Origin of the sequence: Dorea sp. 210702-DFI.3.17, from assembly GCF_020560825.1 — a bacterium.
GTDB lineage: Bacteria > Bacillota > Clostridia > Lachnospirales > Lachnospiraceae > Dorea > Dorea formicigenerans.
Map to the genome: position 1 here is coordinate 168,372 of NZ_JAJCNB010000002.1, position 13,337 is coordinate 181,708.

Sequence of the window (13,337 nt, forward strand, 5' to 3'; positions counted from 1 at the left end):
ACAATCCGAGAGACAGACCGCACCCAGTAACACATCAAATATGGGAGAGATAAATGATGGATGCTTTTTTAGAATTATTTGGCTCATATACAATATTCGGATTGAGTATATACAAGTGGTTTCTCATTGGAGGAGCCACTATTTTTATATACAAAACGGTAATTCGCAAAGTATATAGAAAGATTAAAAGTGCATATGAGCTGTACGAGGAAAAAGAAAAAATGCTTCAAAAAGCATTGGAACAGATTGACCGTTATCCGGAATGGAGGCAGCAGAGCATAGACATACGGAGTGAACTTAGTGAGTCAATCAGAAAGCTGGAAAATAAGATTGACCGGATGAATGGTTCAATCGGTGATTTAAAAAAATCAAGCAGTGAGGGAATGGCCTATACATGGAGATATAGGATTTTAAGGTTTGATGATGAAATCCGGCATGATGAGAAACACACGAAAGAGCATTTCGACCAGATTATGGATGATATTACAAAATATGAGCTATATTGTGCCTCTCATCCAGATTTCCCGAATAACAAAGCAGTATTTGCAATTAAAAACATCAAAAGAGTGTATCAGAAATGCACAGATGAAAGGATTTTTTTGTAAGGAGGAATTTTTATGGAATTATTAAACTTTTTGAAACAGGTACCATTACCGATCCTGATTTTGGTTATCCTTGTTCTCGTCATTGTAACCATTGTGATTGCGATTCAGTACATGAAGGCGAAAGGATTAGACGGAATACGTGCAGATGTATATCAGCTGATCCTGAAAGCTGAGCACATGTATAATGAATCCGGAGCTGGAAAACAGAAATTTGAGTGGGTTATCCAGCAGGCACGAGGTCTTTTGCCTAAGTGGTTACAGGTACTTATTCCTGAAAATGCACTGAAGAAAGTTATTCAGAAGTGGTTTATTGGAGTAAAAGATCTTCTGGATGACGGAAAGGTAAATGGTTCTCAGGAAAATCAGAATAATTGAAATGAGCCCCGGCATTGTCCGGGGCATTTTTGGAAGGTGTTACGATGAAAAAAATCAAAAAGGCTCTTCTTTCGATTCTGGCCGCTGCTCTTATTTTGACCTGCACAACTGCAGTTGCGGTTATTGCATTGCCGGCAGATCATACGGCAGAAACAAAAGAGGAACCTGAAATAGAAACGTCTCCTAAACCGCTTGTGATCAATATACCGAAAGAACAGTTCGGGAAAATCATTATTTATTTGGATGAAGAGGTTCTGTATGAGTACGAAGGTCCGATAAAAGTGGAAAGATCTGCGGGGGAGTATAAAGTCGAAGTCCATACAGGAACCTGTTCCTGCTTCGATGATAACGATAATAACACTACAGAATGGTGAGGTGCAAATACATGAAAAAAGGTATTGATATTTCATACTGGCAGGGAAACATTGACTTCTCAAAAGTGGCAAAAAATGTGGATTTCGTTATCCTCAGAGAAGGGTATAGAAAGACTGTGGATCCGAAGTTCATGGAATATGTGAACGGATGCAAGAAAAACGGCATCCCGATTAAGGGCGTTTATCATTTTTGCTATGCAACATCCGCGGCCGGAGCAAGAGAAGAAGCTGCAGTGTGTATGGAAAATATCAAGAAAGCAGGTCTTGGAAAAGATGTTATCGTTTTCTTTGATTTTGAATATGACACGGTAGAAAAAGCTGCTGCCCAGGGAGTAAAGCTCGGAAAATCAGAGTGTATCCTGTTCACAAAGGAATTCTGCACTTATGTAGAGTCTCAGGGATATACTCCGGGAATTTACTCGAATCTTGATTACTACAGAAATATGTATGAACCGGATTTGATTAAAAAATATGTGTTCTGGCTGGCTGATTATTCCGGAGAAGCTGATGTGCCTTGTGCTTATCATCAGTACACGAACAAAGGAAAGGTTCCGGGAATCAACGGAGACATAGACATGGATTATTTTTACGATACAGAAAATAAGAAGGATGGAAATATGGGAAGAACAGCCCAGGATTATTTGAATGTATGGCGCAGCTGGCTTGGATTCAGCGAGGCAAATGGAAAGTTCAAGCAGATTATCGACCTGTATAACAGTCACAAGCCTTTGGCGAGAGGCTATGCAGTGCAGTACAGAGATGAGTGGTGTGATACGATCGTATCTGCAGCAGCAATCGCGGCTGGAATGGTTGACCTGATCGGTACAGAGTGCGGATGCGAAGAGCATGTTAAGATCTTCAAGGCAAAAGGAATCTGGATTGAGGATGGAACAATCGTTCCGAAACCTGGATATATCATTTTGTATAACTGGGATCAGGGATATCAGCCGAATGACGGATATTCCGATCATATCGGCGTAGTTGAATCTGTGTCCAATGGACAGATTACTTGTATTGAGGGTAACAAAGGAGAAGCTGTTGCGAGACGAGTTCTTTCTGTTGGAAATGGAAATATCAGAGGATATGCTGTTCCGAAGTACGATAGCCAGGGAACTGATCCGTCCAACCCTCCGGCCGGAGGAAATTCTGGAAATTCCGGCGGTGGTACAGATCTCAACAGAACTCCTCAGTGGACAGGTACTGTGAATACTGGTTCTTTGAATGTAAGAACATGGGCCGGTACAGAAAACGCAAACCTGAAATCTTATCCTACCATTTCCCAGGGAACGAAAGTCGGAGTATGCGATACAGTAAAGGATAAGGACGGGGATCCTTGGTACTATGTAAAAATCAGCGGTTCACAGGGTGATAAATACGGATTCGTATCTGCTGCGTATATTACTAAGATGTCAACCAGTAAGCCGTCCGGAGATACCACATTGAAAGATGATGGAGTTATTACGAAAACTCCTCAGTGGACGGGAAAGGTTACCTCAGACGTTCTGAATGTTCGTAGCTGGGCCGGTACCAACAATCCACTCATTAAATCCTGGCCGAAACTCTCAATGGGAAATCTGGTCGATGTATGTGATGTTGTTAATGCGGCAGATGGATCGAGATGGTATTACATCAGAATTGACGGAAGAATCTATGGATTTGTTCATTCTGCATATATCGCAAAGGCATAATCCGGCGCCTAAAATCGTTTTCTGTCTTGCCTGCTTTTACTTAATGAAAAAAGTAGAATATTGTAGAAGATTGTGATATGATTACATTGCTGCCGAACCTCCAGCAGAAAGGAGGTGGTGCCCTGTGGAAGAAATTTTTACCGCATTTCTTATCTCTGTTATAGCAGGTGTAGTTAGCTACTACATATGCAAATGGCTGGACGGAGATAAATAGGCAGCGACAGCCTAAACGGATTGGCTCACCGTAACGAGCAAGAAAACCTCCAGAGCTGGCACTCTGGAGGTTTTCGTTTTACCCTATGGAATTTTACCGCATTCCTTAGCTATAAATATAATATGCCATATCTTTTAAAAAGTCAACCTTGAAATCTTTCATTTATTTCTATAGAACCCCCCATGAATTGTCTATTAGTATAACACAAAACGATATAATCTAACAATTTCCGTCTTAAATTACCATTATATGGTAAGTTAAAACGGAAGGAGCAATGGCGAATGATAAAGATTTTACTGTCGAAAAAGCTTGGAGAGCTGAGACTGACACAAGCAGATCTGGCGCGAGCGACCGGAATACGCCCAAACACTATTAACGAATTGTACCACGAGCTTGCTGAGCGGGTAAACCTGGAGCATCTTGATCTGATATGCGAGGCGCTCGACTGCGAGCTGGATGAATTGATTGTGCGGATACCGAACAGAGAATCTAACATCACTCACACCAGACGGGGAAACTTGAAAGCCGTCCAAGGAAAAAGCCGCTGCAACGGCTGAGAGATCTGAAGAAGAGAGGATTATCCCCTCTCTTTTTTCAGTTCATCGTTATTTGTAAGCATTGAATCTATGAGAAATTCGTAGTCCAATTTGAAATCAAGATACCCTTTATAAACGGTATCCACATACCTCTCGCTTGGTCTTCCTGGCTTCGCTCCGTTGAACATAATATAAACCATTGCCTTTATTCTGGAACCGTCCTGTAGGGTTACATAGACGTTCTGTTTATAATAAAATCTTGGGTACCCCTCATATATATCAAGATTTTTTTCGTCTGTTTCACTGATGCTCCACACAGCGACAGGTACTCGGTATCCTTTTTTCCTGCGTATTGTGGCATATGCTCCAGTTTTGCTACCTCTGTATATCAATTCCCAATTCTCCAGATAGCCGGTATATACCGGCTTTGCATCTGGACATCTGTGGCTCATCTGTTCCTTATTCAAATTACTTCCGTAAGCTACATATAATTTCATAATGAATACCTCCTGTATTAAGCTGCCGCTGATGTGGCGTTTTCCTTGAGTTGCTTCATCATGTGAAGCCGACAGGTTTTAAATTCATCACCATATAACCCAAGGCGATTTGTTAAGATGTGATACATCAAAGTTACTTTCTTATCTGCAGAGTATCCGGAAACGCTTCTGAATACAATTTTGTCATTGGACTCTATCGCCCATGCAGACATGGCGAGGCAAAACTGAATATATGCTTTGATCCGGCCGGCGTGTAATGTACTGTTGAAAAGTCTGAATTCCACGGTTCCTTTTGAGAAAAAGCTATGAAGATTAAGTGCGTGGTATCTTGTTTCATTGTAATGGCTATGGTTTACACCGCCCCAATAGTGATCATTCGCTTCGCTGTACCAAATTTGCTCTGCTTTATCTTTTGTGAGGTCAGATTCTTTCTTCATGGTATCGTAAAGGCTTTTGCAGATCGGCTTACACCAGCGGTCTTTTCTTGCTCCGATGTTCAAGGCTTCGTAAATGATTTCCTGGCGGGAGAGCATGAAGTTTACCATTCTGCGAAGTGATGTTGCTGTATGGTTTGCTCCGTCAATATGAATGTGAATACCGCAACTGCTATGAGGCACCCCTCCGATTTCTTTAAACTTCCGGATGATGTTCTGCAAAGTTTCGATGTCTTCGTATTTAAGAGGAGGAGTAACAAATTCAACTCTGTACTCATCCGTATTTGCAGATCCGACATTCATCTTTGGTGTAATGGAACTGTCTCTCATGACTTTCCATTGTCTTCTGTGAGAATCCTTGATTACTCTTGTGCGGTAACAGTCATTTCTCGGACCGGAAATAGTTCCTCCAACAACTTCTCTTACTGCATTTGCAGCCATCTCTCTGGTGATTCCTGTGAATTCTACTTCAACTCCGAATTTCTGGTTTTTTAAAAGTTCTGACATATCATGTTCCTCCTTGATTTTACATTCGCCGTCCGCCGAATGTATGTTCTTGTTTTCTATGGTTGTATATTAACATATGTACACGGTACGTCAATACTTTTTCGGAATAAATTTCTGCAAATACAGAAATAAATTTGACAAAAGCGGAAAAATAAACTATAATAAGGAAAAAGAAGATAAGGAGGAATCGTTATGCTTTCGTACAATCCTTTGTGGAAGACTTTGATAGATAAGAATATGAAGAAAATGGATCTGAAGGAGCTAGCAGGAATAAGCAATACTACTTTGGCGAAACTTGGAAAGAATGGCCATGTAAGCACAGAGATTATCTGCAAGATCTGTGAGGCACTTAATTGTGGGATTGGAGATGTAATTGAGATTGTGCATCCGGAAGAAGAGTGATATAATATGAAGAAAATATGTAATAGAAAAAATAAAATGTTTGGTGATGTTATTTTGATGTTAGAAAAATATGTAATAAAAAAAATAAAGGAAATAAAAACAAAAACGTACAACAAAATCATAATAAAAAGTAATGAATGTACCTATGAATGACTCCGCGTTATTGAATTCGAATAGTTGACGCTGGGCTACAAAGCCCGTAACCACGGGGCTTTGCGGCTTTGGGTGTTTGAAATTGCATTATCATTGCATTTTTATATTTCTTTGTGATACATTGCAGTATGCTGATTACTGGTATAATTAGCAATACTTTGAGAAGCTGACTGGTAGCTGAGAACCCCGGTCAGCTTCTTTGCAATCTCAATATTGGTGTTTGGATACAGATGACCATAAGTTCCTAGTGTCGTCTGTATTTTTTCATGTCCAAGACGCTCTTTAATCAGCAGTGGATTTTCGCCCATGCTGATAAGCAGGGAAGCATGCGAATGTCTCAGGGCATGAATTTTGATTCTGTGGACACCAGCTAAATTTGCCAATTTCTCTAATGCTCTTGGAAGCGTTGTTTTGCTGGTGGGTGTACTGTTATAACTCAGTACGAATCCACAATTTGGTAAAACCTTTGCCTGGACCGCCTTCCATTCTTGTAATTCCTTGATGGTATCAGCATCAATATAAATGGTACGGTTGCTTGCCTGCGTCTTAGGTTCAACGAATTTGTAGTCATTCATTGTTTTATAGTACAGTGTTTTACTAATAATCAGCATACCTGTTTCAAAATCAATATCATCCCACTGTAAGGCGGCAGCCTCTCCAATACGCATTCCAGTCATAAATAAAAGCCAGAACGAGATGAAGAGATAGTGCTCGTAGTAGTCACCTTTGTACAGCAGGGATATTACCTTCTGAAACTCCTCCAAAGTCCAGAAGTCGATCTTTACTTTTTTAGATTTGATATTGCCGATCATGCGGGCAGGATTCTTCTTTGCAAGTCCGAGGATAATCGCCCGGTCAAAAGCTAAACATAACATTCCCTGAACAATGCGTACATAGTTTGGACTGAATTGTTTTGCCAACTTGAGCTGCCAGGTCTGTACATTTATCGCTTCTATTTCGGACACTTTCTTCTTGTAGAAATAGGCAAAGTGTTTTTGAATGGTCGAGTAACGATTCTTGTAGGTACTTTCTTTCACCTGAGTTTTGTACCACGGAAGATAGATTTCTTCAATAAACTTTTTGAAGGTAATGTCTTCCTTCTTATCAGCTAATTCTTCCGTTGATGCAAGAATCAATTTGGAATACTCGGCACGGGCTTCTTTTTTTGTTGAGAATCCGCTGCGGTATTTTTGAATCTGTTTTCCGGTTACAGGATGATATCCGAGGTTGGCTCGAAAATAATAAGTGCCGTTTTCTGCTTTTTTAATTGGATCTTTTGCCATGATTTCACTCCTTACTAAAATGCAAAAAGCACGATCATTCTTGCTTATCGGGCAAAGTAATCCCTAATAATTCTTCAACGGCTTCTTTTGGAACCCTGTCTAATTTTCTGGATTGATAATAGGTATGCCCCTTTTCTACCATAAGTTCCTTTGCTTTTTTGATAATATCAGCAGCAAAGGAAGGACCGTAGCCTAATTCAATCAAATCCCTTTTTGTTACAGTTATCATGAATCTCCTTTCCACAGACAGGGAATCAACTTGATACCTGTCTATTATTATATCAAATTTTGAGTAAAAGTTCTCTAATAAAAGCGCTATAAGCTAAAATCCCAAAAGTCTATGTTATTCTTTCAGAAGCCAGTTCCTATGCCCGTTCCGGCCACGTAAAACGGTGTTACTTTGTAACTATTAAGCTGCAGGCGTGCGAAGATGCAAACTATCTGCAGTCACCTATATCAATCTCCCGAAAGATTTCTTTTGTTTTCAAGGTACGGCGAATGGATATATTACCCATTCAATTAAGGAATAGGGGGCTTTTCTTTAAGATTGAAAAATTTTAAGAAAAAATGATAAAAATAAAAGCTGCCTTGATTTGGCAGCCACGGAAATCTATTTGCGTTTTAGAGCCAGACGATTCAGCATGGAAATGAGCGCAAGCATATCCTCGTCATCGAGTTGTTTCATCAGATCAGTTGCTTTGTCAATCAGAGGAAGATTGTGCAGCTCTGAATCGAAGAACTGTTGAGGAGTGACTTCCAGATAGTCACAGATATCCAGAAAGCTCTGCATGGTAGGCAGAGAACGTCCGGAAGTGAGGGACTGGATGTAGCTTTTATTTTTGCCAAGATCCAGACTCATCTGATATTCAGATACATTTTTCTTTAAACGCAGTTCGCTGATGCGTTCTCCAATAAAGTTTTTATCCATACATTTACACCTCTCTTCCACATTTTAAACTATTTACTTACAGCAAATTACGGAATAAAATAGAGATATATTTGAAATATAGTGATTATTCCGTAATATAACCGTAATTTACTAAAATGATACAAAAAAAGAAATTATGGATGATAGAAAATGGATTTTGGGGTATGATGATAGCAAAGGAAGTGGATGTCTGTGCGGATTATAGGAAATGAGCAGGAAATTGAATGGGCGAAGGAAGCACTGCGGAATCAATGTAACGATTGTCCCTACTTGGACTGCTGTAATGAAAAGGCGAAAGAGGAGTCAAAGCAGTGTGGAACGGTTCGGTTTGGCTGCCGGGAGTATCTGAAAGAGAAGATTGAATTCGTAGTAGAAAAATAGATGTAGTATTTTGAACAAATATAAACACCATATATAGTATAAGCCTGAATTGACATGAGGAATATCTTGTGCTAGTATACTGATATAGTTTATTTTATGCACACCCTTTTTGGGGAGTTTCGGGATTCATAAGAATCTCCAAACTTACAGGAAACAGCAGGAGCTGATTCCTGGCATAAGTAGTTTATGTTTGTAGTGAGTGTCACGGTATGCCTTTTTTGGCTGCGTGGCACTTTTGTTTTTTCAGGAAGAAACCAGACTTTTAAGAATGAACAGAGAAAAGACTCTCTTTTCATTCTTTTTTTGTGCTTACATTTAGGTTTCGGCATAGTTGCATGCCACAACCAGCTTCGGCTGTTGATGGATAAATATTATTTTAAGAAAGGTGGAATAAGAACATGAATGAAGCAAGAGTGTATGCAGATGGATTTGAGAGATCCTTTGCAGAAGTAAAAGATCTGCTGGAGTTTCTGGCAGAGAGAGGAAGAAATGCCAAATGGATCAGAAAGCCAACGAATACGTTACGGCTGGCACCACTGGAAAAGGAGGCTCAAAATCTGGATGCGGCAGATGCATCCATGGAAGAAATTTTGGAGGATACAGAGAAGAATACGCAGCTTGTACTGAAAATGAGAGGAGAATCCTATCCGGTACGTGACTGTGCCATCCGCACCATTTTAAGCCGCGCAGGTGTCAATGGAGACGGGCTTCGCAAGCTGGATAAGGCAACATATGCGAAGGTAGTCAATTACTGCCTGCGGGTTGCAAAAGGGGATGCCCTGATTAAGATTGCGGACGGAAAGGTTTCCGCAGTACATGGCGGGGATAAACATGATTATTGCATCCTTGATATGAAAGCCATGTTTGAGACAACCTGCGAATATCTGAATCTGAATTTCAAAGGCAGTGTTTACATGGAGGGCTCTGGTATCTATGACCATTCCATTGTATCTGCCATGTGGAAGCTCGGAGGAAGTCAGGAACTTCTGGATACTTACCGAAAAGCACTGGATGCACACGGAATGGATGAGAAGATCCTGTCACCGGCACTTCGTTTTACCACATCTGACGTGGCAGCGAGCGGTGCAAATCTGTATCCGATGCTTTTGACAGACGGACCAAACGGCGTTATCAGTCTGGGAAGTCCAATCAAGCTGGCTCACGATAAAGGGGCAACGATTCTGGACTTCCGGAAAAATCTGGAGCAGGTATGCGCCCGCTATGTGGATGCGATGAAGAATCTTACTCAGCTTATGGACATTGAGATCCGTAATCCGGTGAACTGCCTGAAGCTGCTGATGAAGGAACTTGGCATTAAACAGAAGATCCGGAATGAGGTGGTGGAGCTATTTGTATCCCAGAACGGGGAAGGTGCCTGTACGGCACATGATCTTTATTATGCCATGAATGAAGCCTCCTTTTTTGCAGCCTGTGAAGGAATGTCCGGACAGGGCATCCTGAAGCTGGAGGAGGATATTACGAAGGCGCTTATAAAAGACTGGAAAAAATATGACGTTTATGGAGCAGTCAAATGTTAGGAGGAATTGGAATGAATAACAAAGCAGAGTATACACCGGAAAAGGTTGTGGATATCAGTAACCTGTCAAGAGAAGACTGGTTGGAATACCGCAAAAAAGGAATCGGCGGCAGTGATGTAGCGGCAATCATGGGGATCTCTCCATTTGCCACTATCCGGGATCTGTTTTACAACAAAACAGGTGTGCAGCCGGTCATTCAGGAGGAAGAGGAAAGCAACTGGGTTGCCAAGGAAGTCGGACACCGGCTGGAAGATCTGGTGGCAGAAATCTTTTCCAAAAAGACCGGACTGGAAGTATTTCCGGTACGTGTCATGTTCCGGCATCCATTATATCCGTTCATGCTTGCAGATGTGGATTTTTTTGTTCGTATGCCGGATGGGACATTTGCGATTCTGGAATGTAAAACCTGCAATTATAATGCGAAAGATAAGTGGGCTGATGAGGGTATTCCAGCTCATTATGTGCTGCAGGTAAGGCATTATCTGTCTGTGATGAATATGCAGAAAGCCTTTATCGCATGCCTGTATGGAAATAACGAGAATGAGTTTGTGTATCGCACCATTGAGCGTGATCTGATTGAGGAAGAAGACATCATTGATCAGGAAACGTATTTCTGGCAGGAACATGTATTGAAAAATGTAGTACCGCCGCATAACGGGAATTCCGATCTGGTTCTGGCAAATATCCGTAATTATGGTGGTTTTGCAGACAAATCTATTCCGGAAATTGTGCTTTCCGGTCTGGAATCAAAAAATCTTGAGAAGTATCTTACCCTTTCGGAGGAAAAGTCACAGTTGGAAAAACGGAAAAAGGAAATCGAAGCAGAACAGCGGGCAATCAGTGTTCCTTTTGTGGAACAGCTGGGGCAGGGCTGCAAGGCAGTGCTGGAGGACGGTACGAACCGTTACCGTATTACCTATAATCCGACCAGACGTACTTCGGTTGGGAAAGACCAGATGGAGAAGCTGAAAAACCAGCATCCGGATATCTATGAGGAATATACAAAAACAACGGAGAGCCGTACTTTCCGAATTAAGAAGGAGGCGGCGTAATGAGAAAACCAAATGAACGGATGCGGATAAAAAGCTGGAGGGATATAAACAATGAGGTGCAGATTTAAACATAAGATTTTCCAGAATGAGGAGAATGGGTATACGATTGCCATATTCACCACACAGGATACGTCTGTCCCCCTGTCAGCCAGAGACAAATATCTGGCATCCCGGAATATCATCGGCTTCTCAGCGATTGGATTCGGTCTTCCGCTTACAGACGAGATTGAGCTTGAGATGGAAGGCAGATGGGAGAGCGGAGAGCATGGAACTCAGTATCAGGTGGAAAATTTCATGGAGGTTGTACCACGGACAAAGGAGGGTATCTTAGGATACCTTTCTTCCGGTGCAATCAAAGGTATCGGTCCCAAGATGGCAGATACTATTTTCCGGAAGTTTGGGCTTCAGACACTGGAAATCATGGAAAACAACCCGCAGGAACTCTTGAAGATCCGTGGAATTTCCGAGAAGAAGCTGGCTGCTATTGTGGAGTCCTATGGAAAAAACCAGGTGTTCCGGGAACTGATGACGTTTCTGGCGCCTTTTAAGGTAACACCCAAAAAAGTGAATATGATTCTGAAGAAATTCGGAAATGAATCGGTGGATATTATCCGGCACCGCCCTTACATGCTGAGTGCAGTCAAAGGCTTCGGGTTTCTGACTGTGGATGCGATCGGAAGACAGTGCTGCTGTGCACTCAATGATCCCATGCGGATATCCGGGTGCATCGGACATATCATGAATCAGGCAATGAAAGAAGGACATCTGTTTAAGCAGCGTCAGGAGGTTATCAGGGAAGCACTGGAAATGCTGAACCGGGATCTGCAGGTCATGGCAGTATCGGAGCAGGATGTCAGTCAGGTGCTTTACCGGCTGGTGCTGCAAAAAAGCATTGTTGTGGAGGAAGAACGGATCTATTCTATCCGGCAGTATGAAGAAGAAACACAGACCGCTTCCATGATAGCCAGACGGCTTTTGGAGAAGCCGGTTTTGCTGTCCATTGAACCGGAGCTGGAAAAGGCACAGAAGACACTGGGGATCACGCTGTCAGAAACACAGAAACAGGCAGTGCGGATGGTGTTTGCACATCCCATCAGTATTATTACCGGAGGTCCCGGAACCGGAAAGACAACGGTTCTCAAGGTGATTCTCTATATCCATCAGGCGTTATGCAGGTCAGAGGTACAGCTTATGGCTCCGACCGGACGTGCGGCAAGACGTATGGTGGAGAGTACCGGCTGTGAAAATGCATCCACGATGCATCTGGCCCTGGGGCTTTTGGGAGATGATACGGATTTTGAACCGGATTTTGAGTACCTGTCTGCCGGATTTCTAAATGTAGATGAGGTGTCCATGGTGGACATGCATCTTGCCTATGAATTTTTCCGGCGGGTTAGCAGACATGCCAGAGTCCTTTTAGTCGGGGATAAGAACCAGCTTCCATCCGTAGGAGCCGGGGATGTGTTCCGGCAACTGATTGCCTGCGGGCTGATTCCGGTCACGGTACTGGATCTGGTTTACCGGCAGGGCGCTTTGAGCAGCATACCTTATAATGCAAAACTGATGCAGGAGAATAAGACTAATCTGAGCTTTGGGGAGGATTTTCAGTTCATTGCCTGTAAAGGAGCAGATGAAGCGGCAGAGATTGTCCGGAGGATTTATCTGGACGAGATTGCAAAAAACGGCATGGATCAGGTACAGATCCTGACTCCGTATCGGAAACGCAGTGCTGCCGGAGTGGATGAATTGAACAAATCTCTGGAGGATTTTGTAAATCCGCCAATCGCAGGGAAGAAGGAACTGCATATCGGCAGTCAGGTGTTCCGGGTTGGCGATAAGATTTTACAGAATAAAAATACCGAGATGGCGAGTAACGGCGATCTGGGCAGGATACTGGACTGTATCACGGATGAGGATGGAAATGCCAGGGCAGTGATCGGATTCCCGGATGGGCGGCAGGTGCAATATGAAGCTGACCAGATGGAAATGATCGAACATGCTAACGCAACAACCATCCATAAGGCACAGGGTTCCGAATGTCCGGTTGTCATCATCCCTTGGGTAAAAGCCTTTTATATGATGCTGAAGCGCAATATTCTCTATACCGGAGTGACCAGAGCGAAAAGCAAGGTTTATCTGGTAGGGGAATGGGCTGCAGTCTGTCAGGCAATCCATACGGATGACAGCGGGACAAGGAACACCATTCTGAGTGAGCGGATCGTACAGTATTACGATCAGTATCAGAGTGAACAGAAACCGGAAATGGAGCAGTTAAAACTTGTTGTTTAAAAATATTTTTCAATTTTTGAAATAAGCGGACTATTACTCTTATATAGGGGAACGTCTGCTTTTCTAAATGAAAGGAGCAGA

General features: G+C 42.3%; 15 protein-coding genes. 10 read left to right on the plus strand and 5 right to left on the minus strand.

What is annotated here, in order from left to right; genetic code table 11:
* Positions 1–53 precede the first annotated feature (53 nt).
* The 5 genes from LI149_RS03260 to LI149_RS03280 all read left to right on the plus strand — a co-directional run bounded on the left by LI149_RS03260 (position 54) and on the right by LI149_RS03280 (position 3,813).
* Complete coding sequence (locus LI149_RS03260; protein WP_227142960.1) at positions 54–605, plus strand: hypothetical protein; 552 nt, start codon at positions 54–56, stop codon at positions 603–605.
* Between the two features lie 12 nt (positions 606–617).
* Positions 618–980: a hypothetical protein gene (locus LI149_RS03265; protein WP_101872107.1), complete on the plus strand. Its 363-nt coding sequence runs from the start codon at positions 618–620 to the stop codon at positions 978–980.
* A 44-nt stretch (positions 981–1,024) separates the two neighbouring features.
* Positions 1,025–1,354, plus strand: a complete 330-nt coding sequence (locus LI149_RS03270; protein WP_101872106.1) for a hypothetical protein — start codon at positions 1,025–1,027, stop codon at positions 1,352–1,354.
* An 11-nt stretch (positions 1,355–1,365) separates the two neighbouring features.
* A complete protein-coding gene (locus LI149_RS03275) occupies positions 1,366–3,042 on the plus strand; it encodes a GH25 family lysozyme (RefSeq protein ID WP_227142961.1) in 1,677 nt (558 codons plus the stop codon).
* 495 nt (positions 3,043–3,537) lie between these two features.
* Complete coding sequence (locus LI149_RS03280; protein WP_101872104.1) at positions 3,538–3,813, plus strand: helix-turn-helix transcriptional regulator; 276 nt, start codon at positions 3,538–3,540, stop codon at positions 3,811–3,813.
* 20 nt (positions 3,814–3,833) lie between these two features.
* Here LI149_RS03280 and LI149_RS03285 read toward each other — a convergent pair whose 3' ends face one another.
* Both LI149_RS03285 and LI149_RS03290 read right to left on the minus strand, forming a co-directional pair.
* Entirely contained in the window at positions 3,834–4,289 is a 456-nt protein-coding gene (locus LI149_RS03285; RefSeq protein ID WP_101872103.1) for a gamma-glutamylcyclotransferase family protein, read from the minus strand.
* 17 nt (positions 4,290–4,306) lie between these two features.
* Positions 4,307–5,230, minus strand: a complete 924-nt coding sequence (locus tag LI149_RS03290; RefSeq protein WP_101872102.1) for an amidoligase family protein — start codon at positions 5,228–5,230, stop codon at positions 4,307–4,309.
* A 192-nt stretch (positions 5,231–5,422) separates the two neighbouring features.
* On the opposite strand from LI149_RS03290, the gene LI149_RS03295 reads away from it, so the two are divergent.
* Positions 5,423–5,632, plus strand: a complete 210-nt coding sequence (locus tag LI149_RS03295) for a helix-turn-helix transcriptional regulator (RefSeq protein ID WP_101872101.1) — start codon at positions 5,423–5,425, stop codon at positions 5,630–5,632.
* A 254-nt stretch (positions 5,633–5,886) separates the two neighbouring features.
* Here the strand turns inward: LI149_RS03295 and LI149_RS03300 are convergent, their stop codons facing one another.
* The 3 genes from LI149_RS03300 to LI149_RS03310 form a co-directional block, all read right to left on the minus strand.
* Positions 5,887–7,068 carry a tyrosine-type recombinase/integrase gene (locus tag LI149_RS03300; protein WP_005333347.1) on the minus strand — a complete coding sequence of 394 codons (1,182 nt, stop codon included), beginning with the start codon at positions 7,066–7,068 and terminating at the stop codon, positions 5,887–5,889.
* 34 nt (positions 7,069–7,102) lie between these two features.
* A complete protein-coding gene (locus tag LI149_RS03305; RefSeq protein WP_005333349.1) occupies positions 7,103–7,297 on the minus strand; it encodes a DUF3173 domain-containing protein in 195 nt (64 codons plus the stop codon).
* Positions 7,298–7,678: 381 nt separating this feature from the next.
* Entirely contained in the window at positions 7,679–7,996 is a 318-nt protein-coding gene (locus tag LI149_RS03310; protein ID WP_005333350.1) for a helix-turn-helix domain-containing protein, read from the minus strand.
* Between the two features lie 186 nt (positions 7,997–8,182).
* On the opposite strand from LI149_RS03310, the gene LI149_RS03315 reads away from it, so the two are divergent.
* From LI149_RS03315 to LI149_RS03330, 4 genes are all read left to right on the plus strand, one after another.
* Positions 8,183–8,377: a hypothetical protein gene (locus LI149_RS03315; protein WP_005333351.1), complete on the plus strand. Its 195-nt coding sequence runs from the start codon at positions 8,183–8,185 to the stop codon at positions 8,375–8,377.
* Positions 8,378–8,775: 398 nt separating this feature from the next.
* Positions 8,776–9,915 carry a hypothetical protein gene (locus tag LI149_RS03320; protein ID WP_005333353.1) on the plus strand — a complete coding sequence of 380 codons (1,140 nt, stop codon included), beginning with the start codon at positions 8,776–8,778 and terminating at the stop codon, positions 9,913–9,915.
* Positions 9,909–10,967 (plus strand): YqaJ viral recombinase family protein, encoded by a 1,059-nt coding sequence (locus tag LI149_RS03325; protein WP_005333354.1) that lies wholly within the window; start codon positions 9,909–9,911, stop codon positions 10,965–10,967. Before LI149_RS03320 ends, LI149_RS03325 begins: the two co-directional genes overlap by 7 nt.
* Positions 10,968–11,018: 51 nt before the next feature.
* Positions 11,019–13,256 (plus strand): ATP-dependent RecD-like DNA helicase, encoded by a 2,238-nt coding sequence (locus LI149_RS03330; RefSeq protein WP_005333356.1) that lies wholly within the window; start codon positions 11,019–11,021, stop codon positions 13,254–13,256.
* Positions 13,257–13,337: the final 81 nt, after the last annotated feature.

Excerpts from the sequence above, each read along its gene's own strand:
- LI149_RS03295 (WP_101872101.1), top strand. The coding sequence starts at position 5,423 with ATGCTTTCGTACAATCCTTTGTGGAAGACTTTGATAGATAAGAATATG.
- LI149_RS03275 (WP_227142961.1), top strand. The coding sequence starts at position 1,366 with ATGAAAAAAGGTATTGATATTTCATACTGGCAGGGAAACATTGACTTC.
- LI149_RS03290 (WP_101872102.1), bottom strand. The coding sequence starts at position 5,230 with ATGTCAGAACTTTTAAAAAACCAGAAATTCGGAGTTGAAGTAGAATTC.
- LI149_RS03330 (WP_005333356.1), top strand. The coding sequence starts at position 11,019 with ATGAGGTGCAGATTTAAACATAAGATTTTCCAGAATGAGGAGAATGGG.
- LI149_RS03270 (WP_101872106.1), top strand. The coding sequence starts at position 1,025 with ATGAAAAAAATCAAAAAGGCTCTTCTTTCGATTCTGGCCGCTGCTCTT.
- LI149_RS03300 (WP_005333347.1), bottom strand. The coding sequence starts at position 7,068 with ATGGCAAAAGATCCAATTAAAAAAGCAGAAAACGGCACTTATTATTTT.
- LI149_RS03315 (WP_005333351.1), top strand. The coding sequence starts at position 8,183 with ATGTCTGTGCGGATTATAGGAAATGAGCAGGAAATTGAATGGGCGAAG.
- LI149_RS03325 (WP_005333354.1), top strand. The coding sequence starts at position 9,909 with ATGTTAGGAGGAATTGGAATGAATAACAAAGCAGAGTATACACCGGAA.
- LI149_RS03320 (WP_005333353.1), top strand. The coding sequence starts at position 8,776 with ATGAATGAAGCAAGAGTGTATGCAGATGGATTTGAGAGATCCTTTGCA.
- LI149_RS03280 (WP_101872104.1), top strand. The coding sequence starts at position 3,538 with ATGATAAAGATTTTACTGTCGAAAAAGCTTGGAGAGCTGAGACTGACA.
- LI149_RS03285 (WP_101872103.1), bottom strand. The coding sequence starts at position 4,289 with ATGAAATTATATGTAGCTTACGGAAGTAATTTGAATAAGGAACAGATG.
- LI149_RS03305 (WP_005333349.1), bottom strand. The coding sequence starts at position 7,297 with ATGATAACTGTAACAAAAAGGGATTTGATTGAATTAGGCTACGGTCCT.
- LI149_RS03265 (WP_101872107.1), top strand. The coding sequence starts at position 618 with ATGGAATTATTAAACTTTTTGAAACAGGTACCATTACCGATCCTGATT.
- LI149_RS03310 (WP_005333350.1), bottom strand. The coding sequence starts at position 7,996 with ATGGATAAAAACTTTATTGGAGAACGCATCAGCGAACTGCGTTTAAAG.
- LI149_RS03260 (WP_227142960.1), top strand. The coding sequence starts at position 54 with ATGATGGATGCTTTTTTAGAATTATTTGGCTCATATACAATATTCGGA.